The 24314-nt window shown below is 61.5% G+C and carries 22 protein-coding genes and 1 pseudogene; 14 read left to right on the top strand and 9 right to left on the bottom strand.

Annotation, left to right across the window (positions count from 1 at the left end):
- Positions 1-374: 374 nt before the first annotated feature.
- Positions 375-1826 (top strand): helix-turn-helix transcriptional regulator, encoded by a 1452-nt coding sequence (locus ACSQ20_RS11495; protein WP_436019993.1) that lies wholly within the window; start codon positions 375-377, stop codon positions 1824-1826.
- A 12-nt stretch (positions 1827-1838) separates the two neighbouring features.
- On the opposite strand, the gene ACSQ20_RS11490 is transcribed toward ACSQ20_RS11495, so the two are convergent.
- Complete coding sequence (locus ACSQ20_RS11490) at positions 1839-2231, bottom strand: MerR family transcriptional regulator (protein WP_436019991.1); 393 nt, start codon at positions 2229-2231, stop codon at positions 1839-1841.
- A gap of 103 nt (positions 2232-2334) precedes the next feature.
- Between ACSQ20_RS11490 and ACSQ20_RS11485 the strand changes: the two genes are divergently transcribed.
- From ACSQ20_RS11485 to bamC, 5 genes are all read left to right on the top strand, one after another.
- Positions 2335-3255, top strand: coding sequence for an alpha/beta fold hydrolase (locus tag ACSQ20_RS11485; RefSeq protein WP_436019989.1), 921 nt, complete (start codon positions 2335-2337; stop codon positions 3253-3255).
- A gap of 176 nt (positions 3256-3431) precedes the next feature.
- Entirely contained in the window at positions 3432-4010 is a 579-nt protein-coding gene (locus ACSQ20_RS11480; protein ID WP_436019987.1) for a LysE family translocator, read from the top strand.
- A gap of 69 nt (positions 4011-4079) precedes the next feature.
- Complete coding sequence (locus ACSQ20_RS11475; protein WP_436019985.1) at positions 4080-4472, top strand: hypothetical protein; 393 nt, start codon at positions 4080-4082, stop codon at positions 4470-4472.
- Positions 4473-4517: 45 nt separating this feature from the next.
- The gene (locus ACSQ20_RS11470) at positions 4518-4763 is read left to right on the top strand and encodes a hypothetical protein (protein ID WP_436019983.1); all 246 of its coding nucleotides are present in this window, start codon (positions 4518-4520) and stop codon (positions 4761-4763) included.
- Positions 4764-4902: 139 nt separating this feature from the next.
- Complete coding sequence (bamC, locus tag ACSQ20_RS11465; RefSeq protein ID WP_436019981.1) at positions 4903-6114, top strand: outer membrane protein assembly factor BamC; 1212 nt, start codon at positions 4903-4905, stop codon at positions 6112-6114.
- A gap of 106 nt (positions 6115-6220) precedes the next feature.
- Here bamC and ACSQ20_RS11460 read toward each other — a convergent pair whose 3' ends face one another.
- The 3 genes from ACSQ20_RS11460 to ACSQ20_RS11450 all read right to left on the bottom strand — a co-directional run bounded on the left by ACSQ20_RS11460 (position 6221) and on the right by ACSQ20_RS11450 (position 7768).
- Entirely contained in the window at positions 6221-6478 is a 258-nt protein-coding gene (locus ACSQ20_RS11460) for a DNA-binding protein (RefSeq protein ID WP_436019979.1), read from the bottom strand.
- 163 nt (positions 6479-6641) lie between these two features.
- Complete coding sequence (locus ACSQ20_RS11455) at positions 6642-6899, bottom strand: hypothetical protein (RefSeq protein ID WP_436019977.1); 258 nt, start codon at positions 6897-6899, stop codon at positions 6642-6644.
- A gap of 173 nt (positions 6900-7072) precedes the next feature.
- Entirely contained in the window at positions 7073-7768 is a 696-nt protein-coding gene (locus ACSQ20_RS11450) for a YdcF family protein (protein ID WP_436019975.1), read from the bottom strand.
- Between the two features lie 290 nt (positions 7769-8058).
- On the opposite strand from ACSQ20_RS11450, the gene ACSQ20_RS11445 reads away from it, so the two are divergent.
- A complete protein-coding gene (locus tag ACSQ20_RS11445; protein ID WP_436019973.1) occupies positions 8059-8370 on the top strand; it encodes a hypothetical protein in 312 nt (103 codons plus the stop codon).
- A gap of 300 nt (positions 8371-8670) precedes the next feature.
- On the opposite strand, the gene ACSQ20_RS11440 is transcribed toward ACSQ20_RS11445, so the two are convergent.
- Positions 8671-8982 (bottom strand): hypothetical protein, encoded by a 312-nt coding sequence (locus tag ACSQ20_RS11440; RefSeq protein ID WP_436019971.1) that lies wholly within the window; start codon positions 8980-8982, stop codon positions 8671-8673.
- Positions 8983-9195: 213 nt separating this feature from the next.
- Positions 9196-9591 (bottom strand): annotated as a pseudogene (locus tag ACSQ20_RS11435) (transposase); the annotation flags it as partial.
- A gap of 762 nt (positions 9592-10353) precedes the next feature.
- On the opposite strand from ACSQ20_RS11435, the gene scpB reads away from it, so the two are divergent.
- From scpB to truB, 7 genes are all read left to right on the top strand, one after another.
- The gene (scpB, locus tag ACSQ20_RS11430) at positions 10354-11271 is read left to right on the top strand and encodes an SMC-Scp complex subunit ScpB (RefSeq protein WP_436019969.1); all 918 of its coding nucleotides are present in this window, start codon (positions 10354-10356) and stop codon (positions 11269-11271) included.
- Between the two features lie 59 nt (positions 11272-11330).
- The gene (gene rluB / locus ACSQ20_RS11425) at positions 11331-13085 is read left to right on the top strand and encodes a 23S rRNA pseudouridine(2605) synthase RluB (RefSeq protein WP_436019967.1); all 1755 of its coding nucleotides are present in this window, start codon (positions 11331-11333) and stop codon (positions 13083-13085) included.
- 296 nt (positions 13086-13381) lie between these two features.
- Positions 13382-13840: a ribosome maturation factor RimP gene (gene rimP, locus ACSQ20_RS11420; RefSeq protein ID WP_436019965.1), complete on the top strand. Its 459-nt coding sequence runs from the start codon at positions 13382-13384 to the stop codon at positions 13838-13840.
- Positions 13837-15312 carry a transcription termination factor NusA gene (gene nusA / locus ACSQ20_RS11415; RefSeq protein ID WP_436019963.1) on the top strand — a complete coding sequence of 492 codons (1476 nt, stop codon included), beginning with the start codon at positions 13837-13839 and terminating at the stop codon, positions 15310-15312. The genes rimP and nusA overlap by 4 nt, the downstream gene beginning before the upstream one ends.
- 95 nt (positions 15313-15407) lie before the next feature.
- Positions 15408-18275, top strand: coding sequence for a translation initiation factor IF-2 (gene infB, locus ACSQ20_RS11410; protein WP_436019961.1), 2868 nt, complete (start codon positions 15408-15410; stop codon positions 18273-18275).
- Positions 18276-18386: 111 nt separating this feature from the next.
- On the top strand, positions 18387-18755 hold the full coding sequence (gene rbfA / locus ACSQ20_RS11405) for a 30S ribosome-binding factor RbfA (protein WP_436019959.1): 369 nt from the start codon (positions 18387-18389) through the stop codon (positions 18753-18755).
- A gap of 33 nt (positions 18756-18788) precedes the next feature.
- Positions 18789-19742 carry a tRNA pseudouridine(55) synthase TruB gene (truB, locus tag ACSQ20_RS11400; protein ID WP_436019957.1) on the top strand — a complete coding sequence of 318 codons (954 nt, stop codon included), beginning with the start codon at positions 18789-18791 and terminating at the stop codon, positions 19740-19742.
- Between the two features lie 21 nt (positions 19743-19763).
- Here truB and ACSQ20_RS11395 read toward each other — a convergent pair whose 3' ends face one another.
- From ACSQ20_RS11395 to ACSQ20_RS11385, 3 genes are all read right to left on the bottom strand, one after another.
- Complete coding sequence (locus tag ACSQ20_RS11395; protein WP_436019955.1) at positions 19764-21326, bottom strand: DHA2 family efflux MFS transporter permease subunit; 1563 nt, start codon at positions 21324-21326, stop codon at positions 19764-19766.
- A gap of 55 nt (positions 21327-21381) precedes the next feature.
- Entirely contained in the window at positions 21382-22647 is a 1266-nt protein-coding gene (locus tag ACSQ20_RS11390; protein ID WP_436019953.1) for an HlyD family secretion protein, read from the bottom strand.
- Between the two features lie 91 nt (positions 22648-22738).
- Positions 22739-24247 (bottom strand): efflux transporter outer membrane subunit, encoded by a 1509-nt coding sequence (locus tag ACSQ20_RS11385; RefSeq protein WP_436019951.1) that lies wholly within the window; start codon positions 24245-24247, stop codon positions 22739-22741.
- Positions 24248-24314: the final 67 nt, after the last annotated feature.

Genomic DNA, 24314 nt, shown 5'->3' with positions numbered 1-24314 from the left:
GGCGGCTCCCGTCTTTTTTTGTGTGCCTCGCATGGTGCACGTTTGCAGGCGCACGTCTCGCGAAAAGCACGTCACGCCGAATGAAGTGAAGTTTTAACATATTATTGTTTGCATTTTCAGGCACATGAAGACACTTTCGCTGCGTTTTATGCGTTTTGTAGATTGAGAAAGGAGAACTCGCGTTTATGTAGCTATTAAGATTGTCATTGCCACGATTTTCAAATGAACTATTATTCGTCAGCTGACCGATGAATCGTTGGTCACTGGGTGTGACTTGAGAAAAAACGACGGACACAAGGCGTGATCGCTGAGAAATGGCTGTCCGGGGTATGTCGTCATTTCATTTTGTAGTTATTCAGGGTCGCCGAATTCCCATGTTCTGTGATTTCTACTTTCCGCTGGTTGCGTTTCTTGCTTCTCCGTCAAAGCCGCCTGGCATGTGGCCGAAAATTCGGGACGCGAAAATCCTGTCGGCGTCGATGGACCTCGCGCGTCTCGTGCAGAATTACGGCAGCAAAAGCGGGACAGCGCACTGGGTGCAGTTGCATGCTGATCTGCAGCTTGTGATGGGATTGGAATGCAATGCCGAGGAGTCGTATCTGCAGGCGCATAAGATCAGTCAGGCGTCGAAAGACGGAATTCGCGTGCAGTCAGCGCGCAATACTGGCTGGCAGGCCCTCTACCGCAGACGCTTTGGCACAGCGATGGCATGCTTCCAGCGCGTGGCGAACGAGCCAGGTGTCGAGCCGCAGCGTCGCATCGAAGCGCTGTTTGGCACAATGAGCGTGCGCTTCGAGCTCGGTTATCTGAGCGAAGCCGGCGACGTGCTCGATGAAATCGAACTCGCGGTCGACAAACTACTGGCGCAAGACGAAGAGACAAGCGAGTGGCGTGAGATCGTGCAGACCATGCGCGCAGACCTTTCGCTCCAGCGCGTGTTGCGCTTTTCGCCGCACCTGTCCGATCACGTTTACTGGCACTCCGGAAATCTGAGTAACCTCGCGGCACTGCAGACGAAGCCGGAGCTTGGCGCCGAGCATCAGGTGTGCGAACAAAATATCCGTCTGGGCGTGCTGCGTGGCCGGCACAAATGCCAGGAATCGCTGAGGCAACTGGTGCGGGGGCAACGAGAGGCAATCAACCCGTTGCTCGCGCATTTGGATTGGGCAGATGCGAACGGCTTGACGATCTACCAGAGCAGTGTGCGCCAGGAGGTCGCGCTGGCGAGTCTGGTCGCCGATATGCCGCAACTGGCCGACATGGTGCTGGGACCGCTCGTGAACGAGCTTCATATCGGATTGGACCACCGGCATCTGGAGATCCTCTATTGCATGGCGAAGATCAACCAGGCGCAAGGGCGCAGTCATCATTCGCGACAGTTTTACAGCCGGTATGCGATGGCTGCCATTCGCTGCGCACGCGAAGGCACGAGCGAGTTGGCGCATAACGGCCACAAGCGGCGCGGCGCGCCTGCTGCTGACGATGTCGCCGCGCGCCTGCCCGCCAAATACCGGCGCGCCTATCAGTACCTGCTGAACAACCTTGGGCGGAGCGACCTGTCGATCCATGAAATCGCGACTGAGATCGGCGTAACAGTGCGCGCGCTACAGAATATGTTCAAGTCGCATCTTGGGGCGACGCCGTCCGAGATCATTCGACAGCAGCGCATGGAGCGGATTCGGCTCGAATTGGAGAGCGACCAGGACGGGCCGGGGCAGCGGGTGCTCGACGCGGGCAACCGCTGGGGCGTGCCGAACCGTTCGACGCTATTGAACGCGTATAAACGGCAGTTCAACGAAGCGCCGTCCGACACGCTGGAGCGCTAGCCCACGACTCGCTCAGGGTCGAGCAGCGACATCCGCCTCCAGCCGCAACACCTGGTTGACATCAATCGCCCGAAGCAAACTCGCGATAACGCGTCGGCTCTCTCCGAGGTGACGCAGCTTGGCGTCAAGCTTTTCGACTTCGCGCCGCAACGCCGAACGGGCTTCGGCGCATGGATGAAAGACTGGCTTAGTGCCGAGCACACACGGTAGCAATATGCGGATGCTACTGATTTTCAATCCCGCCGCGCTAAGCAAGCGAATATGGCGCGCCGTGTCTATTTCCTCGGGGCCGTAATCGCGATAGCCTGAATCGGTCCTCCTCGGCTTGAGCAAACCTTCCTGTTCGTAATACCGCAGCATCCGCTCGCTCACGCCGGTGTGGCGAGCCAGTTCTCCGATACGCATGACGTCTCCTGACCGATACGCTTGACCTTGACACCGCTGTCACAGTTTAGCCTTCTTCGACCGGCGGAATGTCCCGCCGCACCATTCGTGAGGAGACTTGCTGATGATGTCTTTGAATGACACCTTTGACGGAACGTTTCCGTTTGCACCGCACTTTAGCGATGCCGCCGGCTTTCGCATGCATTACGCCGATGAAGGGCCCACTTCCGGGGAGGTCATCCTGTGTCTTCATGGAGAACCGACCTGGAGCTATCTGTTTCGCGAGCTGATCTTGGCACTGTCGCGAAACTACCGCGTGATAGCGCCGGACCACATGGGGTTCGGCAAAAGCGAAACGCCGGGACATCGCACGTACTGGTTGCAAGATCATATCGACAACATCGAGCAATTTGTGCTCGCTTTGGATTTGAGCGACATTACGCTCGTCATGCACGACTTCGGCGGCCCGGTCGGTATGGGACTCGCAGCGCGGCATCCCGGCCGCATTCGTCGAATCATAGCCACGAATGGCCCGACTCCTTTCGGTCAGAGGACGTTATTCGACCGGATAAACGCGAATGCCGCAATCTCGCCATGGTTCCAGTGGATCATTCACGCAGAATCGCACGGCCGTCTCGAGCCCGTGCTGAGCGAACTCGGCTTCAATATCCTGAGTACGCTGAAGCTCAATGGCTTCGAAAACCATACACGTATCAACGATACGTGGTTGCGTGCCTATGGTTCACGCTTCGCTGGGCCCGCCGATAGCGCGGGTGCGATCGGCTGGGCCAAAGGTTTCGCGATCGGGGCGCATCGCTTCGAAGTTCCTGATGCCGCTGCGCTCGCGGCGATCCGGTCGACGCCGGCACTTGCAATTTGGGGCGACGCCGACCGCACACTGGCCGCAGAACACTTCCTGCCGCTATTCAGCGAACTGTTTCCGCAGGCACCGATTCACAGGCTTGTGGGAGTAGGCCATTACAGCCTTGAAGACGCGCCCGAAGAAATCGCCGAACTAATCGCGACATTCCTGAAGTCCTCTTGATGTGCAATCGCGCCGGTGAGGACGTGCTCATCGATTTCTTGCGGCGTCCGCCTTGCGATGTATAGTGCGCTTTTGGCCGCAGCCCCGGCGGATTTGCGGCGCGCCGACCAACGGTTTGTATGTCGCGACCACGCCATAGCTTCATATGACTAGGTATCGATCTTTAAAACTTATCCATGCATAGTCTCTTATTCTTCGCACTGATCACGATGGCCATTTTGCTCACGCCAGGCCCGACCAATACCTTGCTGGCTACGGGCGGTGCGATGACCGGAATGTATCGCGCATGGCCGTTGATGCTGGCCGAGTTACTGGGGTATTGCATCTCTATCACTGCTATCGGCGTGGTCCTCAGACCGCTTGCGTTACAAGTGCCGGCTGTAGCCATCGGCGTGCGACTGATCGCAGCCGCGTACCTTGTTTATTTGGCTTGGCATTTGTTTCATTGGAGATGGGCGATGCCGTCAGCGGGTGGTGCGGTGACGTGGCGGCGCGTGTTTCTCACTACGTTGCTGAATCCCAAGGCTTTGATCTTCGCCCTTGCGCTCATTCCGTTCGGAACAGCTGATGCGGGACGCTATATGCTGCTGTTCGCGTGTCTCGTTGTGCCTATATCGGCGCTGTGGATCGCATTGGGAACAGTGCTCGGCAACATGGCGCGCCGGGCGCGGCGCGATCACCTCGTTTCGCGCATTGCCGCAGGCATCCTCGGCATCTTTGCGTTCGCGCTCGCACTCTCCGCTATTCCTCGTTAAAACACATCGTTCACGAGCCGGGCCTGGCGCCCCGCGCTACAATGGCAGGCCGAAAAACACGACCTGCCGATGAAGACCATTCGATTCGCACCGATCACCGGTTCGCTCTTTGCCGCCTTCGCGATGTCCGGCTGCGCCCTTTATCAGAACCCCAGCGCTTGCGAGACGCAGATGCGCAGCGAACTTGCCGGTGCATTGCCGGCCGATCGCTTGTCGATTGACCACATGGGCGTTGGAATCGGGGGCGCGCGCGTGGTGGTGGAAGGCACGCTGAAGCGCCCGGCTGCCGCGTCGCGCCGCGCGGCCTCGGCAACGCATGCCACGCCGAAGCTGACCAGCCGCCCGGCAGCACTCGAATGCACGTTCGACGGCGACAAGCTGATTGCGCATCATTGGTTGAAACCCGCCGAAATGACCGAAGACGCCGACGTCGCTGCGCAAAGCGGCTCGCTGCACGAGTAGGCGCGTGCGGATGTAAGCTGTGAGTGCGCGAGAAAGGAGGCTGAAATGGACGGATTCGTGACGCATCGGATAGAGGGCGTGCCGGTCGATATCGAAGTGGTTGCGGTGGCGTCGCATGCGTTCACCGCGCGTTTCAGGGTCTTCGGCGATGCGGGCGATGCACCGGGTTGGCATGTCGTTCATGTGACTGATGGCCCGTTCGACACCGAGCAGCAAGCCGAGGAAGCAGCGAAATCGGCCGCGCTTGCGCAGATTCTCGCGCGGGGTGAACGCCGGGACGCCTCGGCCTGAAGACATCGTTGAACACCTCATAAGAGGCGGCGGGTCGGCGCGGAGTACCCGGTTTTACACACAGCGGTCCGGGACCGGTAAAATGCGCGGTTGATCCACGGAAATATTGCCGTGGCGAAAGCGCAAGGATTCCCCGAACATGACTGATCTTCGTTTTACTTCGCGGTTCGCAGCTCTCGTTTTGGCCGGCGGCCTTATCGCCGGTTGCAGTTCGCCGTCGCCGACGCAGATCGATTACAAAAGCGATTCGAAGTCCAAGCAGGCGTCGCTTGCCGTTCCGCCGAACTTGCTCGAGGAAGCGCCTGATCAGCGCTCGCTGCCCCCGCAAGGCGGACAGGCTTCGCTTTCAACGCTGCAGCAGGTACAACAGGCCGCCCCGCCCGAAAACGCGGTGATCCCTCGCGTCGAGGGCATGCACATTCAGCGCGACGGCACGGCCAGTTGGCTCGTTATCGATCGCAAGACGCCTGACGAAGTCTGGGCGCAAGTGAGGCGGTTCTGGCAGCAACAGGGTTTCCTGCTCGTACTCGATCAGCGCGACAAGCGTGTGATGGAGACCGACTGGAATGAGACACGCCCGCAAGTGAACCAAGGTCTTATTCGCAACACGCTGTCCAAGGCGATGGGCAATTCCTACGTGGCGGCCGAGCGCAACAAATATCGCACGCGTCTGGAGAGCGCACCGAACGGCGGCACCTATGTGTTCGTGAGCCAAAAGGGCATGCGCGAGGCGCTCTCGGGTGTGCATAACGAGACGACCACCTGGGAGCCGAAGCCGAACGATCCGGCGCTGGAAACCGAATACCTGAAGCGGCTGATGGCGACGCTTGCGCTCGCCGAATCGCGCGGTGCGGCAGGTGCGCCGCAAGCAGGTGAGGAGCCGGCAGATGACGTGGATGCTGCCAAAGCGGACAAGACCGCGAAAACGGATGCCGCAGCGATTGCCGCGCGCAATGCCGCAATGACAACGCAATCGGATAAGGCATCGAGCGCACCGGCCTCGCAGTCAGCCGCTCCCGAGGTGACGCTGAACGAGTCTTACGACGATGCGTGGAACCATGTCGGCATGGCGCTCGATCGCGGCAATTTCACGGTGGACGAGAAGGACCGTTCGCAAGGGCTCTACTTCATCCGCTATGTCGACCCGAACGACCTGAGCGCGGACCAGCAAGGCTTCTGGAGTCAGGTCTTCCACGGCAAGAAGGACAAAGTGGTTAAGCAGTACCGACTCAACGTGCGCGCAATGACGCCAAGCGAGACACGCGTCGCGGTCGTGAACGACAAAGGCGACGTCGATGCGACGGGGCCGGCGAAACAGATCATGGCACTCGTGGCATCACAGTTGCACTGAGCGGTCCCCAAGCTCGATGTATACGAAACCCGCCGCGAGGCGGGTTTTTTCTGATGGCGCGCCGCGGATGCGTTTAGCGGACCGGACCGCACCGCGGCCAGGTGCATCAATGCGTGGTATCGGGCACGTCGAGAATGAGAATGATGGTCCAGTCGGCGTCACCGTCGTGGTGATACTGACGCTCGGCCACGATGAACGGATGCTGCTTGCCGGCCGGGCCGAGAAAGAGGACGTCCCCTTCCATTGGCATGCATTCGACGGGAGGCAGGGCCATAAATGCCTCTTGCGAGCCGCGCGGCATCAACTTTTCGATTTTGCGCGACGCCGCCTCGGTCCATTCGATATCGAGCTGGATATTGCTCATGCTTTTCTCCGCACGAAGTGCGCACAGATTAGATGGAAGGAATTTCGGAGCGCGACTTTAGCATAACGGCGGGCCGCTTCCGCAACAAAAAAGCCGAAGCCGGCTTGACCGGATTCGGCTCGATAGTCGCAGCTCGCGCGAGTTCCTCGCGCGCACCAAGTGGCTACTCGCTGGCTGCTGTCGGGGCGGCTGCGGACTTCTTCTTGTGCTTCATCGCTTTGCCGTGATGCATCGGCATATGCTCTTTCGCCGGCATCTGCGGCTGCATTTCCTGCTGTGCCTGCAGCGCTTGAGCCCGCTGCTCGATTTCGGCAGCCTTCGCCGGATCGGTGCTCATGTTTACGCTGCCCTCGGTTTGCGCGTAGGCAGCGCCGGCCAGCATGGAAAGAGAGACCAAGACAGATAGGGACGCTTTCTTCATTATTGCCTCCGTGCGAAAAAGTTGGATAGGTAATGGCCCAAGATGTTGCCCGTCTTGCAGACATCGCATTCTAACGGGCAGATTCCTGCATCAGCCCTTTTTGTGAAGCAAAAGCGACGCGTCGTTACGTCTCGTTACATTCGATGTGGTCCGCATCCATTCTAGATCGGTTCTCAAAACCATCCTAATGCTCGGTAGACATGGAATTGCGCAATGCCGATTAGCTCATGCAAGGCGATATTTGCCGCGACCAGATTCGACCAGTTCGGCAGCAGACCACGTGCGGCCTCGCGCGTATTGGCCACCGCTGATTGCGGCGATAACCCAAAGCGGTTGAAATCGAGCAGCGAGCGCGGCACGTGATAAGCCGATGTCACGACTATTAGCGAATCATAGTGTCGATCGCGCAGTATCCGTGCCACATGTTTGGCGTTCTCATAAGTCGTGCGACTCGTGTTTTCGAGGATGAGATCGCGGCTTGGGACATCAAGCCGTAATAGATAGGGCGCATAAGTATCGGCTTCACTCGCGGGGTGTCGCTGCGGATTACCGCCGCTGACGATGACTGTGCATTCGGCCGGCGGTTGCTGGCGCCTGCATGCGGCGTAAATCGACGCTGCCTTGACGATGCGCGCGAGCCCGTCCTTTTTCGGCACCAGGCCGCCGTTGGCGCGATACTCGGTGCCACTGCCGAGCACGACGATCACCGTCCGAGGTGCGATGCGAACGGGGGATGTGGTGCGCGCCCCGCGTTGCACCCAATCGACGAGCGGCGCGGCCAGCCATCCAGCCGCAAGTGACCACAGCAGCAGGGCTGCCGACAAGCCGACAGCGAGGCGGGCGCGGCGCCACAGTAGGAAAACTGCCAAAAAAAGCGCGAATAAAGTGAATATGATCAATTCGAATGCGGTAACGTATCGGTTCGGGATCTACGAGCGAGTCGGCCCACAAGCTGGCTGCGGCGCATCGAGCACGGTCGATGAAATGGGGCGCCGGCCCGTCGAGGGGCTCGGAATCACGCAGAGTATCGATGATACGGCGACGCCGGATGTTTCGGACCATCGCCCCCGAATCGGCAGTTGGCGCTGCAGGTGCCAACCGCCGTGCGGCACAAGCCAAGGGCGAACCGCGCGATGGCCGGATTTGAAAAAGAGTCGAGATGACCACGTTTTCGAATGAAGCTGTGCTCGAAGCGCTGAGGCGGGTCCAATACCGTCAGGTGCCGTGGGCTAGACGCCCAGGCGTTTTCGAGTATTTGCGAGGGCTCGGCATGATGGAGACAGTGCGGCAGCGTACTGTCGCGCCCGGTGCCGGTTTTCATGCGCCGGTCGACATCGCCGTCCTCACCGACAAAGGGCGTGCCGAATTCAATCGCCTCGCGCGCGAGGAGCGTTCGCTTGATTGGGCTGAGCGGCGCATGGACGACTACGCGCTAAAGGCTGTGGGCGCGGCCGTCGATGTAGAACGGTAGAAGGTCGACGGTCGAGAGCGGCAAACACGAGCCTTTTGAATGCCCGCAGCACTGGCGCTGACCCGTCAGCGGTCCGCTATTTTCTCGCAGCTTTCCCGCAGCGTTCCCCACATCCACAACCCGATTGCGCCGCTCGCAAAAAAAGCCCGTATCGCGAGGATACGGGCTACCGGATGTACTTCTGCTGCCACGCTGTGTTCATGGCACTGATGAGACCGCCCGCGCGTCTCTCGGTTCCCGAGCGACGCGCATTTGACAAGCAGACCTGCATATGGGGCGTGCGGCATATTCCTGCTGGCGCTATCGCTCGGACCGGCTGTTTCTCGGGCGCGGCCCCGGCGGCGCTTTGCTTGGCTCGGGACGCGTATAGGTGTTGCGGACGATGTCGCTGCGTAAGTCGCCACGCGGGATCGCCACGACCGGGGTCGGTTGCGGGGCGCGTACGGCAGCTTGGCTGCGTACCTGCGTGGGTAGGTTGGCCCGCGGGTCACCGCCTCGGGCCGGCTGCACGACCGCCGCAATGATGAACGAAACGATCGCGCCGCCGATCAGCAAGGGGGCTCGCTTGAGGATGGCGCTTGCGGGCAGGGCGCACAATTGGCTTGTCTGCATACCTTCGAAGGTACGCGGCGCGGCGAAAGGGCGCTGTAAATATTAGTAAATGGATGTTTCGTGCCGCCAAGGCGTGACAGCTACGGCAATCTTCGCGCGATTCGGCTCGACGCCGCTGTCACGTGCAACACGCATGCAGTTTGCAGCTTGTAGCCAGGCCTTGCGGAGATCGGCGCAGGCGGCTTTCATCGCCGCCTGGCCCGCGACGCACTAAGCCATCTTCACGGGCGCGCGCCACGATTCGGGGTTGGTCCAGAACGCGCCCCGCAGGCGGTCCCGGCTCTGCGGAGTGGGCGGCTTCGCTGCCGATGCGCCGATGCGTCCGCGCAACGAAATCTGGCGGCCGCAGGTCGAAAGGCGTTTGACGATTTCGGCGAGTGTGCCGTCGGCCTGCCATTCATCGAAGCGACGCCGGCATGTCGGCGGGGACGGATAGCGGCCCGGCAACTTCGACCACCCTTCGCCCGTCGACAATACCCAGAGTACGGCGTTGACGACTGCGCGGGCTTCCACCCGAGGGCGCCCGCGCCGTTCGCTCCGCGCTGGCTCCGCGCAGAACAACGTCTCGACCAGCGCCCATTCGTTATCTCTCAAATCGTCGAACAGCATCATGTCCTCACCTCAGCAAAACTGACCCCGGTGCGCTGCCCCGCGCCGCGCACTCTCGAAACACTCGGGAAACGAATGCCGAGTACGCCGGTGTGGGCCGCGAGCGATAGCCAAGCTATCAGGCGCGGGCCCCACCAACCTCGGCGGCCCAGCAACGCATGAAACGTGCCACCCGGGTCGCGACATACAGAAGCCGCGCCACGGCGGGCTTACCGGGAGGTCAGCCAGGGGCGTATAAGACGCCAAAACCGTGGGCGGGAAAATCGGGACAATCACCAATCTTGTGCAGTCGGGCTCGCCGGCAGTGCGCTTACGCTCGATTATTGCAACGCCGCAACCGTCTGCTGGCGCATTGCATCAACATGCAAGGTGGGCCGCTGCGCGGGCTTTGCAGTTGCAGCATCCGGAACCTAGGTCGGCGGTTCGATAGGCTCGCGCAATATGTCTGCTTTACGGAGAACGGACGAAGTTTTGTCGTATCCGCCCCAACGTCCGCGCGAATATCGGATTGCATTCGTCCTGGTTTGCTTACCTGTGTTTACGCATTCGGTGTTTTTGCGTAAGATGGCGTTCAGTCACGCGGCGTCTTCCTGGAAGGCCGCCGCTTCGTCCGGCTGGGCTTGGCTCGATAGCTGTCCGATTCGCCACCCCCCGGTTCGTGCTCCCATCAATATGACCGATCAAAATCGGGCGAGCGCGTCTTCTGTTCCATATCGTCTGGTTGATCCGGTTCGTTGACCACACAGGGTCTGGTCTAGCTGCATGAATACCCAAGAGGCGAAGATCGTCCTCGAGACTGCTTTGATTTGCGCACAAGAACCGCTGAAAACCGGTGATTTGCGTAAGCTTTTCGCCGATGGCGTGTCGGCGGATACAGTCCGCGCGTTACTTGAGGATTTGAGAAGCGACTGGTCCGGTCGCGGTGTCGAGCTCGTTGCGTTGGCGACGGGCTGGCGCTTCCAAAGCAAGCCGGCCATGCGCAATTACCTGGATCGCTTGAATCCCGAAAAGCCGCCGAAGTATTCGCGCGCGGTTCTGGAGACGCTCGCGATCATTGCCTATCGGCAGCCGGTCACGCGCGGCGACATCGAAGAGATTCGCGGCGTCACCGTCAACACACAGGTGGTGAAGCAACTCGAGGATCGCAATTGGATCGAGGTCATTGGCCATCGCGACGTGCCGGGGCGGCCTGCGCTCTATGCGACGACGAAGCAGTTTCTCGACGATCTCTCGCTGAAAGCGCTCGACGAGCTGCCGCCCCTGGAAGACCCAGCAGCGCAATTGGAGGCGAGCCCGCTCGCTCAGCATGCGATCGAATTTTCGGATAACGGCAATGGCGATGGCGGCGGCGCCGAGCACGTTTCGTGCGACGCCGATTCCACCCCTGCTGCCGGGCAAGCCGAAATTGGAGCTGAAGTTGGTTCTGACATCGTTTCAGCGCAGGGCGGTGCTGATGCGGCACCATCTGCCGACGGAATCGATCAAGCTGATCCAACGGATCAAGCTGACGACGCGAGCGACGACAACGGGCAGCAGTCCGATATGCTGCCTTCGGGTGCTGCGCGGCAGACGCTGCATGCGATCGAGCCGGTAGCTGGAAACACGAAACAGAAAGATTGCCCGGATGCGTTTGACGACGACGCATTCTCCGACGATGAGGCGGCATCACGCCGCGCCTGACGTAACCGAACTTTGCCGCACTCACGACGGGTGCGAGCCATCTGACATTCGAGGTTGTTTTGACAGATACCCACGACAACGATTTGTCCGCATCCGGGCATGCCATAGAGGCCGCTGGCCGCGACGAGGTGCCCCACGCGCGACAAACACCGGCCGACGGTGAGCCGCAGCGGCAAGCGCAGACCCAGGACGCAGAAGCGGGGGACCAGGAACGTCCTCGCCGCGGACTGCGACGCGGGCCGCGCAGTTTGATCGCGCGGCGCCGGGCCGCGGCCAAGACGAAGGGCGAACCCGGCTCCGCAGCGGAGCCGGCCGCACCGGGGCAAGAGGTGCCGGCCGAAGGCGGTGACGCCGCGCCGGCAGCCCGACCTCCGAAAAAAGCGGCTGCCGGCAAAGGCCCGCGCAAGCCCGCAGGCGGGCCGCGGCGCGAACGCTCGGCCGGTGACGACAAGCGTGCTGGCGAAACGCCGGCCGCCGCTCAGGAGGACTTGTTCTCCTACGTGAGTTCGCCAGCCTTCGATGCCGACAACAGCACGACCGGCGGGGTACGCGCACCGATGCTTCGTCGCGGCGGCCCGCCGCAGCAAAAGCGCGTGCTGTCGCCCGACGACGACGCGCCCAAGCTGCATAAAGTGCTCGCCGAGGCCGGCATGGGCTCCCGTCGCGAGATGGAGGAATTGATCGTTGCCGGCCGGGTATCGGTCAACGGCGAGCCGGCGCATATCGGCCAGCGCATCATGCCGACCGATCAGGTCCGCATCAACGGCAAGCCGGTCAAGCGCCGTGTGCAAACAAAGCCGCCGCGTGTGCTCGTCTATCACAAGCCGGCTGGCGAAATCGTCAGCCATGCTGATCCGGAAGGGCGCCCGTCGGTGTTCGACAAACTGCCGCCGATGAAGACGGCCAAGTGGCTCGCAGTCGGCCGTCTGGATTTCAATACCGAAGGTCTGCTGTTGCTGACCACCTCGGGCGATCTGGCGAATCGGTTCATGCATCCGCGCTATAGCGTCGAGCGCGAATATGCGGTACGTGTCGTCGGCGAGCTCAGCGAAAGTTCGCGGCAAAAGCTGCTGCAAGGTGTGGAGCTGGAAGACGGTTCCGCCAACTTTTTGCGTATTCGCGACGGTGGCGGTGAGGGAACGAATCATTGGTACCACGTCGCCTTGGCCGAAGGGCGTAACCGCGAAGTGCGCCGAATGTTCGAGGCCGTTGGGCTCATGGTGAGTCGGCTCATTCGCACGCGCCACGGCCCGATTTTGTTGCCGCGCGGCTTGCGTCGCGGGCGATGGGAAGAGCTCGAAGACAACCAGGTGCGCGCTCTGATGAGCGCTGTGGGCCTTAAGGCTCCGTCCGATGAAAAAGGCGGACAACGGGCAACGCCCGAGCGTCGCCAACCCGATCCGATGCAGACGTCGATGGGCTTCATTAGTCGCGAGCCTGTGCTGACGGCGCACGGCCGTTTCGAGCAGCAAGGCCGTGGCCCTGGCGCTGGCCGGCGCGGGCCGGGTGGCGGCTTCCGCGGTACGGGCACCGGCGGCGGCTTCGGCGATGCTCTCGGCGGCGGCATGGGTGGAATGGGCGGACGCGGCGGGCCCAATCGTGGCGGCAAAAAGGGGCAGGCGCCTCGCGGCGATGTCGACGGCAATCGCGCCGCACCGGCGGCCGGTGCCAAGCGCGGTTTTTCCGGCAGCAATGCCAATGCGGGAGGCAATCGCACGCCGAACGGCAATCGCGCGCCGGGTGGTGGCAATCGCACCGGTGGCGGCCCTGGCGCGCCGCGCGGCGTGTCGCGTAACCGGCCGCGAGGACGCTGAAAACGGCCGTTTTACACGACGCCGGGCAAGGCGCTTCTTTGCAAGCGTCTTTTAAAAATGCTAAACTCCAAAAGTCGCTGGGCGTGCGGCTTTATCAGTGCAGCCCAGGTGCGACCACCGGTAGTAAGAAGATGGGCGTTTAGCCCATTTTTTTTTGGGTCCGCGGCGTTGGGCCTTGCGCATCCGGGGTTTCGCATCTGGGTTCGGCATCTCGGGTAGCACTGACCCTTCGTGCGCTGGCAAGGCGTGCGGCCCGCAAGGCGTTTGCGTCGCGCGCGAACACCTTAGAGGGCATTGTGCAACTGACGGAACTGATAGAAACCACGGTCTCGGGCATGGGCTACGAACTGGTCGACTTAGAGCGTACCGGTCGCGGCATGCTTTGTGTCTATATCGACCAGCCGGCCGGCATAGCAATAGAAGACTGCGAAAAGGTCACGCGTCAGCTCCAGCACGTTTTGACAGTTGAAAACATCGACTACGAACGGCTCGAGGTTTCGTCGCCGGGGCTCGACCGTCCGCTCAAGAAATTGACGGACTTCGCGCGCTTTGCTGGCAGCGAAGTGACCGTTACATTGAAAAAGCCGTTGAATGGGCGCAAATCGTACCGCGGCATTATTCATGCACCGCAGGGCGAAACGATCGGTTTGGAATTTGAAGGGAAAGAAGGCGCGGCGATGTTGGATTTCACGCTCGCGGATATGGACCGTGCACGCCTCATCCCGAAAGTAGACTTTAGGAGCCGCAAACAATGAGTCGCGAAGTATTGATGCTGGTGGATGCGCTGGCGCGCGAGAAGAACGTCAACAAGGATGTCGTGTTCGCTGCGCTCGAAGCCGCTCTTGCTTCGGCCACCAAGAAACTCTTCGAAGAAGACGTCGATATTCGCGTGCACATCGACCGTGAATCGGGCGAGCATGAAACCTATCGCCGCTGGCACGTCGTGCCCGACGAAGCCGGCCTGCAAGAGCCGGACCAGGAAATTCTGCTGTTCGAAGCCCGCGAACAGGACCCGGAGATTCAGCTCGACGAGTACATCGAAGAGCCGATTCCCTCGATCGAGTTCGGGCGCATCGGCGCACAAGCGGCCAAGCAAGTCATTTTGCAAAAAGTGCGCGATGCAGAGCGCGAGCAGATCCTGAACGATTTTCTCGAGCGCGGCGAAAAGATCATGACCGGCGCGGTGAAGCGGCTCGACAAGGGCAACTTCATTGTCGAATCAGGGCGCGTCGAAGCGCTGCTGCGCCGTGACCAGCTCATTCCGAAGGAAAACCTGCGCGTGGGCGACCGAGTGCGGGCCTACATCGCAAAGGTCGACCGTACCGCGCGCGGCCCGCAGATCGAACTCTCGCGCACGGCGCCCGAGTTCCTGATGAAGCTGTTCGAAATGGAAGTCCCGGAAATCGAGCAGGGTCTGCTCGAGATCAAGGCGGCGGCGCGCGACCCGGGCGTGCGCGCCAAAATTGGCGTGATCGCTTACGACAAGCGCATCGATCCGATCGGTACCTGCGTCGGCATTCGCGGCTCGCGCGTGCAGGCGGTGCGCAATGAGCTCGGTGGCGAGAACGTCGACATCGTGCTATGGTCGGAAGATCCCGCTCAGTTCGTGATCGGCGCGCTCGCGCCGGCCGCAGTTCAGTCGATCGTCGTCGATGAAGAAAAGCACTCGATGGACGTCGTTGTGGACGAGAACGAGCTAGCGGTTGCCATCGGCCGTAGCGGCCAGAATGTGCGTCTTGCCAGTGAACTGACCGGTTGGCAGATCAACATCATGACGCCGGACGAATCTGCGCAAAAGCAGAATCAGGAGCGTGGGGTTCTGCGCGATCTGTTCATGGCCCGACTCGATGTCGACGAGGAAGTCGCCGACATCCTGATCGACGAAGGCTTTACCAGCCTTGAAGAGATCGCCTATGTGCCGCTCAACGAGATGCTCGAGATCGAAGCGTTCGACGAAGACACCGTTCACGAGCTGCGTAACCGCTCCCGTGATGCGCTGTTGACGATGGCGATCGCTAACGAGGAAAAAGTCGAAAACGCCGCGCTCGATTTAAAGAGTGTCGAAGGCGTGGACGCCGATCTGCTCGCGAAGCTAGCCGCTCACAAGATCCAGACACGTGACGAGCTGGCGGAGTTGGCTGTCGATGAATTGGTCGAATTGACCGGAGTGGAAGAGGAAGCCGCGAAAGCGTTGATTATGAAAGCACGTGAACATTGGTTCCAGTGAGTGAACGACCATGGCGCACTGAAACGAACGCGGCCGACTGGCCGCATGACCCGATGCTAACCGCAAGGAATTGGTCCTTGCATTAAGAGGAATGAATGGCGAGTAACAACGTAGCCCAATTTGCCGCGGAATTGAAAATGCCTGCTGGAGTACTGCTCGAGCAGCTCCAGGCAGCGGGTGTCCAGAAAGCGAATGAGGACGACGCCTTGTCTGAATCGGACAAGGCGCGTCTGCTCGATCACTTGCGCAAAGCCCACGGCTCGGCCGACGCTGACAAGCGCAAGATCACGCTCACCCGCCGGCACACGTCGGAGATCAAGCAGTCCGACGCGACGGGCAAGGCTCGAACCATTCAGGTCGAAGTGCGCAAAAAGCGCGTCTTCGTGAAACGCGATGAAGCGAGCGAAGCGGCCACCGAAACGGCGAACGAGGCATCGTCGGCCGAGAGCGCAGAGTTGCAGCGCCGCGAAGAAGAAGCGCGTCGCGAGGCTGAACTGCTCGAGCGGCAGGCGCAGGAGCTGAAGGCGCGTCAGGAGCAACTCGAACGCGAAGAGGCCGAGCGGCAGGCACGCGAACAGGCGGCTGAAGCCGAGCGCCGTCGTGCCGAGGCAGAAGCTGCGAACAAGCATGCCGAGGTGGCTGCGCGGGTGCAGGCCGAGCGTGATGCCTCGGACGACGAGCGCGCCGCTGCCGAACGCGCTGCGCAGCGCGAAGCGGCCAAACGGGCCGAGGACGCCGCGCGAGCGGCTTCCGAAAAAGCGCGCGCCGAGCAGGAAGAGATCGCCAAGCGCCGCCAAGCGGCCGAGGCCGAAGCGCGTGCGATTCGCGAAATGATGAACACGCCGCGCAAGGCACAGGTGAAGGCGCCCGAGCCGGCGCCCGCCGCAGCCAAGCCTGTTGTCGAAGCGGCGAAGGCGGCCGAGGCGAAGGGCACGCTGCACAAGCCGGCTCGCCCGCCGGGCGAGGCACCGCGGCCGGCAGTTGCGCGCAAGGCCACGCCGGCAGCAACGCCGAGCACGACGCCTGCGCCGTCGGCCGACAAGAAGAAGCCCGGCAAGGGCGGCTGGCAAGACGATGCAGCAAAGCGTCGTGGCATCAAGACGCGCGGGGACTCCAGCGGTGGTGTCGATCGCGGCTGGCGTGGCGGCCCCAAGGGGCGCGGCAAGCATCAGGACGCAGCTGCGAACTTCCAGGCGCCGATCGAGCCGATCGTGCGTGAAGTGCACGTGCCGGAAACCATTACGGTTGCTGATCTCGCGCACAAGATGTCGGTGAAGGCTTCGGAAGTCATCAAGGTGATGATGAAGCTCGGCCAGATGGTGACGATCAACCAAATGCTCGACCAGGAAACGGCGATGATCATCGTCGAGGAACTCGGGCATCGGGCCGTCGCGGCCAAGTTGGACGATCCAGAAGCGCTGCTGGTCGAAGGCGAGTCGAGCGATGCCGAGCAACTGCCGCGTCCGCCTGTCGTCACGGTCATGGGTCACGTTGATCACGGCAAGACGTCGTTGCTCGACTACATCCGTCGTGCGAAGGTCGCGGCCGGCGAAGCGGGCGGTATCACGCAGCATATCGGCGCGTATCACGTCGAAACGCCGCGTGGCGTTATCACGTTCCTTGATACGCCGGGTCACGAGGCGTTCACGGCCATGCGTGCACGCGGTGCGAAAGCAACCGACATCGTTATTCTCGTGGTGGCAGCCGACGACGGCGTGATGCCGCAAACGAAGGAAGCGATTGCGCATGCAAAGGCGGGCGGCGTGCCGATCGTCGTTGCAATCAACAAGATCGACAAGCCGGACGCGAACCCCGAGCGCGTGAAGCAGGAACTCGTTGCGGAAGGCGTCGTGCCCGAAGAGTACGGCGGCGATTCGCCGTTCGTCTCGGTGTCCGCGAAGACGGGTGCGGGTATCGACGATTTGCTCGAGAACGTATTGCTGCAGGCCGAAGTGCTCGAATTGACGGCGCCGGTGGAAGCGCCTGCGAAGGGTCTCGTGATCGAAGCCAAGCTCGACAAGGGTAAGGGTCCGGTTGCCACGATTCTCGTGCAGTCGGGCACGCTCTCGCGCGGCGACGTCGTGCTGGCTGGCAGCGCCTATGGCCGCGTACGGGCAATGCTCGACGAGACCAGCAAGGCGACGAAGTCGGCGGGGCCATCGATTCCGGTCGAAATCCAGGGCTTGTCCGAGGTGCCGGCGGCGGGCGAGGAAGTCATGGTGCTGCAAGACGAGCGCAAGGCGCGCGAAATCGCGCTCTTCCGCCAGGGCAAGTTCCGTGACGTAAAGCTTGCAAAGCAGCAGGCGGCGAAGCTCGAAAGCATGCTGGAGCAGATGGGCGAGGGCGAAGTCAAGAACCTGCCGCTTATCGTCAAGGCCGATGTGCAGGGCTCGCAGGAAGCGCTGGTTCAAGCACTGCAAAAGCTGTCGACCGACGAAGTGCGCGTGCAGATCGTGCACGGTGCGGTGGGTGGCATCAGCGAATCGGACGTCAACCTCGCCACGGCGTCGAAGGCCGTCATCATTGGCTTCAACACACGTGCCGATGCGCAAGCGCGCCGCCTTGCCGAGACGAACGGCATCGATATTCGCTACTACAACATCATCTACGACGCAGTGGATGAGGTGAAGGCGGCGATGTCGGGCATGCTCTCGCCGGAGAAGCGCGAGGTGATCACCGGGATGGTCGAGGTGCGCCAAGTATTCCGTGTGCCGAAGGTTGGCGCGGTTGCCGGCTGTATGGTGACGGAAGGTATCGTCAAGCGCTCGTCGTCGGTGCGCGTGCTGCGCAACAACGTGGTGATTCACACCGGTGAACTCGATTCGCTCAAGCGCTTCAAGGACGATGTCAAGGAAGTGAAGCAGGGCTTCGAGTGCGGTATGTCGGTGAAGAACTTCAACGATATCGTCGAAGGCGATCAGTTCGAAGTCTTCGAAGTCACCGAAGTCGCGCGTACGCTCTAAACACCGCGCGTACGACACGGGGCGGGACGGGCGGGCAGCCTGTCCCGCCCGTTGTTTTTGTGGCGACCTACGCCCGGGCGCTGTGCGCAACTATTGCATCAGGAATTCGCCATGCCGAAGAAACGCAGTTCCCCGAACCGCAACGTACAGATCGCCGATCAGATCCAGCGCGATCTGTCCGAGCTCATCATGCGCGAGGTGAAAGACCCGCGCATCGGGCTCGTGACGATCCAGAGCGTCGAACTGACGCCCGACTATGCGCACGCGAAGGTTTTTTTCACGACGTTGACGGGTGATGCGCAAGCAACGCAGCATGCGCTCAATCATGCCGCGGGCCATTTGCATAATCTGCTGTTCAAGCGGCTGCACATCCACACTGTGCCGACGCTGCATTTCCACTACGACAAGACGATCGAGCGAGCGGTAGAGATGTCACGTCTGATCGACGAGGCGAACGCGACTCGCGCAAAGGACGATTGAACTCGTTTTCGGACTTGGCATTTACCCACGCAGATGATTCAGACACAACGGCCACGCGTGCCGCGCCGCGCACTCGATGGTGTACTGCTGCTCGACAAGCCCCTTGGCTTGTCGAGTAACGACGCACTGATTTGCGCGAAACGCCTTTATCTCGCGAAAAAGGCGGGGCACACGGGGACGCTCGACCCGCTGGCGTCGGGGCTTTTGCCGCTTTGCTTTGGCGAGGCCACGAAGTTTTCGCAAGACTTGCTCGATGCGGACAAGACCTATGAGGCCACCCTGCGCCTCGGCATTCGCACGGCAACGGGCGATGCCGAAGGCGAGGCGCTCGAAACACGTTGCGTGAATGTCGATGATGCGGCGATCCGTGCGGTATGCCAGCGTTTTATCGGCGAGATCGAACAGGTGCCGCCGATGTATTCGGCGCTCAAGCGCGACGGCAAACCGTTATACGAATACGCGCGCGCGGGCGAGGTCGTTGAGCGGGAGAGCCGCACCGTCATCATCCGCGCACTCGAGGTGCTCGACGTCGCGTTACCTGACGTCACGTTTCGCGTGACTTGCACCAAGGGCACCTATGTGCGGACGCTGGCCGAAGATATCGGCGCGGCGCTGGATTGTGGCGCGCACCTCGTGATGCTGCGGCGCACGGGCGTCGGTGCGTTGACGCTCGAACATGCGGTGACGCTCGACGCGCTTTCATCACTCGACATCGACGCGCGCGACAAGCTGCTGCAACCCGTCGATGCGCTGCTTTCGACGTTCGCATCTGTGCATCTCGCGGGCGACGCGGCGCGTCGGTTCCAGCATGGGCAACGCTTGCGATTGGCCGAGCCGGTGACGCAGAGCACGGCGGCTGCCGATAGCACCGAAGGGGTTCGCGTACGCGTGTACCGCGAAGAAGACGGCACATTACTTGGCGTCGCTCGTCTGACCGATGGCTTGTTGGCTCCCGAGCGGCTCATTGTAAGCAGCGTAGCGGCTTGAGCCGCTACGCCGATCATCGCATCAATGCGCGGCCGAGGCCGCAGCGCCGGCATCGCCGCCCGCGCGTTCCGGCCGGGTAATCCAGATCAACGCGATCAGCAGCACGAAGATGATCGACGACACGTAAAAGAGGTCGTTGACGCCGAGTTGCGCCGCCTGCTGCGTCACCAGCCGATCGAAGAGCCCATACTGCTGAGATGCGTTGAGCCCGGTGTTTGCGCCCATTTGTGCCATCGATTGCGTGAAGGTCGGATCGAAAGCACTGGCGCGTTCGGTCAGTTGTGCATGATGGAACGTCGTGCGGTGATCCCACGCGGTCGTGAAAATCGAGGTGCCGATGCCGCCGCACATGATCCGTACAAAATTCGACAGCCCCGACGCTGCGGCAATCCGATTGCCCGGCAGCCCCGAAAGCGTGATCGACACGAGCGGAATAAAAAAGCCGGCCATTGCGATGCCTTGCACTAGTGTGGGCAAAGCAAGCGACCAGGTATCGACACCGGTTGTGTAGCGCGAGCGCATCCAAAAGCAAAGGGCGAACACGAGAAAGGCGGCCGTGGCGATTTTCCGTGGATCGGTGCGCGGCAAGAATTTGCCCGTCACGGGCGAGAGCAAGATGGCGAACACGCCGACGGGCGCCATCACGAGGCCGGCATCCGTTGCTGTATAGCCGATGTCGGTCTGGAGCCAAAGCGGCAGCAAGACGAGATTGCCGAAATAAAGTCCATAGCCGATCGAAAGCGCGACGGTCCCTCCGGTGAAATTGCGCTTCTTGAATAGCGAGAGATCGACGACCGGATGTTCGGCCGTCAATTCCCAGATGACAAAAAACGCAAACCCGATCAGCGCGACGAGGGCGAGGATGACGATCGTCGTGGACGAGAACCAGTCGAGATCTTTGCCCTTGTCCAGCATCACCTGTAGCGAACCCACCCAGATCATCAGCAATGCCAGGCCGACCGTGTCGATGGGCGCTTTCTTGATGGTCGAGTCCCGCGTGCGGAAGATCGCCCAGGTGGCCGCCGCGGCGGCGATGCCGACCGGGATGTTGACGTAGAAGATCCACGGCCATGAAATGTTGTCCGAGATCCAACCGCCGAGAATCGGCCCCGCCACCGGCGCGATCAGTGTGGTCATCGACCACATGGCGAGCGCCACCGGCGCCTTCGCACGCGGGTAGCTCGCCAGCAGCAACGTTTGCGAAAGCGGAATCATCGGCCCCGCGACGGCGCCTTGGATCACGCGCGAAAGAAGCAGAAGCGGCAACGTCGGCGAGAGCCCGCACATCCACGACGATAGAACGAAGAGCACGATCGACGCCAGGAACAGGCGGACTTGCCCGATGCGATCGGTGAGCCAGCCCGTGAGCGGCACCGAGATTGCATTGGCGACGGCGAACGACGTGATGACCCAGGTGCCCTGGTCGGACGAGACGCCGAGGTCACCGGAGATGGTCGGGATCGACACGTTTGCAATGGACGTGTCGAGCACGTTCATGAACACAGCGAGCGATACGGCGATTGTGCCGATCACAAGCGACGCGCCCGTGAGCGGCGCGTGCGGAGCTGCTTGGGATTGAGCCATTACGCGAAAACCTCGGAGTGTCGTGATAGAGGGCTACATGCTTGCTGCTTCGCGCTTACATCAGCTTGGCTGCATTGCTCGCGACTTTCGCGCCGTGCGCGGCGCGCGGCATCGCCGGCTTCGATCGAGCGGCACTGGCGACAGCCGCATTCCCGCTCGGCCCGGCGTTCGCGGCGATGATCCGCGCAATTTCCGCATCGGCTTCGTCACCATATTTGTCGAACACGTTCGTTTGATAGACGGTGTTTTTCGCATTCGCGAGCTGCGTGCCGTTCTCGTTCTTGATGTCGACGTTGGCTTGCATCGACAGGCCGATACGCAGCGGATGCGCGTGCAGTTCTTGCGGATCGAGTTCGATGCGAACGGGCAGGCGCTGCACGACCTTGATCCAGTTGCCCGTGGCGTTTTGCGCGGGCAGCAGCGAGAACGCGGAACCGGTGCCGGCCGAGAAACCGACGACCTTGCCGTGATAGACCACCGACGAGCCATAGACGTCGGCAGTCAACTCGACGGGCTGGCCGATACGCATATGCCTCAACTGCACTTCCTTGAAGTTGGCATCGACCCATACCGATTCCAGCGGCACGATCGCCATCAACGGGTTGCCGGGCGACACGCGCTGGCCGACCTGGACCGAACGCCGTGCCACATAGCCCGTCACAGGTGCGGGCAACGTATTGCGCGCGTTGTTCAGATACGCGTCGCGCACTTTCGCCGCGACGGCGATCACGTTCGGGTGCGTCGAAATCGTCGTGTTCGAGGTCAAGGCCCGGCTGGAAGCAAGCTGTTGCTCGGCTGCGTCCAACGCGGCCTGTGCGGCCTTGACGGCGTCGCGCGAATGGGAGATTTCTTCCTGCGATACGGCACCTGTTTGCGCCACCGTCATGCGCCGGCGCAAATCGTCTTGCGCACGCGAGAGGTCGGATTGCCGCTGCGCGATTTGTGCGAGGTACTGATCGTTGTTGACGAAGAGGCCTCGGACTTGACGAACCGTTTGAGCGAGATTCGCTTCGGCTTGCTGCAAGGCGACCCGGGCGTCGGCGCCGTCGAGCACGACGAGCGGGTCTCCGGCCTTGACCGTTTGCGTGTCATCGGCGTTCACCGCGATGACCGTCCCCGTCACTTGGGGGGTGATCTGAACGACATTACCGTTGACGTACGCGTCGTCGGTGTCCTCGTGAAAGCGCGCTACGAGGAAGTAGTAAAGACCGTACCCGACGGCCGCGATCAGGATCACGACGCCGAGCAGCGTCATCAGCAGCTTGCGTTTTCCGTTGGTCCGCGTCTGTGTATTCGCGGCAGATTGTTGAGTGTCGCTCATGGAAATACTCTCCGGTTCTCGATTCTGTAGCTTTGAAACTTCCGTTGCGTAAGCGTCGTTATGCGTTATTCGTCAGCTGCGTTCCTGCGCATCAGCTCGATGGGGCTGTGGCCGCTGCATCCGTCTGCGCCGGCGCGTCGGGCATGCCGATTCCAGCCGTGTTCGCATCGAATCCGCCGCCGAGTGCCTTGATGAGCGCGAATTGCAAATCGCGCCGACGCATCTTGAGGTTCGTCAGGGTTTGCTCGGCCGATAACCGGTTGATATCGGCTGTCAACACTTGCAACTGGGGCGAGAGGCCCGCCTTATAGCGAATAACGGCAAGCCGGTAGGCTTCGCTCGACGCGTCGAGCGCACGCTGCGCATCGGCCATTTCCCGATCGATCGCTCGAATCGACGTCACTTGCGTGGCGACATCGGACAGCGCGCCGATCAATGCCTGGTTGTAGTTCGCGACATCGAGATCGAAATCGGCATAGCGGCCTTTGAGTTGCGCGCGTAGCGCGCCCGCATCGAAAATCGGCAGATGAACGGCCGGCCCTGCCTGCAACTGGCGGCTGCTCGCTCGCAAAAAGCGGCTCCATCCGAACGCGTCGAAGCCCGCCGCCGCCGCCAGATTGATATCGGGGAAGAACTCGGCCTTCGCTTCTTTCACGTCGTGCAACGCAGCTTCGATCTGCCAACGCGCCGCGACGAGGTCGGGGCGGCGCGCCACGAGATCGGCTGGCAAGTTATCGGGCAATGTCACTGCGCCGCTCGGCGCGAGCACCGGCTCGGCGATTTGCAGCCCGCGATCCGGGCCCTTGCCGAGCAACGCGGCCAACTGATATCGCACGGCCGTGATCTGACCGTCGAGATCGGAAAGTGTGGTTTGCGTCGCGGCGATGTTGCCGAGTGCCGTTTGTTTTTCGACGCTGGTGTCGAGCCCCGCGACGACGCGGCCATTCGTAATTGAGCTGACTTCCCGACGATTGGCGACTTCACGCGCGGCGATATCGCGCATCGCGTAAAGCTGCGCCAGCTGGTTATAGGTTCGCGCCACCGACGATGCCAGCGCGAGCCGCGTTTGCTGCATCTCGGCTTGCGCGCCCCGCTGTTGCGAGACAGCGGACGCGAGGCGAGCTCGGTTTTTGCCCCAAAGGTCGAGTTCCCACGACGCGCTGGCAAGCGCATTGTGCTCGGTGAACCAGTTGCCGCCGAAGGGAGGCGGATAAAGGCCGTTGCCCGAGAATCGCTCGCGCGTGATGGTGTAGCTTCCCGTGACTTTGGGCAACAGATTCGAATGCGTGCTTTCGATGTACGACTGCGCCTTGGCAAGCCGCGCCTGCGCTTGTGCGACGGACGGATTGCCCTCGAGCGCCTCCGCGACGAGCTTCGGCAGTTGCGGGTCGCCGAACTGGCTTGCCCACTCGAGCGTCGGCCACTGTCCGCCCTCGGCCTGCAGGCTTTGCGCCGTATCGAGGTTCGCGACGCGCTCGGGCGCCTTGTCGCTCTTGATTCCGGCGTAGTTTGCACAACCGGCGAGCACGAACGCGGCGATTGTCATGGCGGCGGCGCTTTTCGGCCCGAACGCGCGGCGTGGCGCTGAAAGAGATGTCATTGCACGGCCTTTCGACTCAAGTTTGATAGTGGACATTGCAACTTGTTTTTCTTGAAAGTTTTGCTTG

This window comes from Trinickia sp. LjRoot230 (assembly GCF_964253315.1).
In the GTDB taxonomy this organism is placed as follows: Bacteria; Pseudomonadota; Gammaproteobacteria; order Burkholderiales; family Burkholderiaceae; genus Trinickia.
Note: the sequence above shows the minus strand (reverse complement) of the source record. Positions and strands in the feature narration are given on the sequence as shown.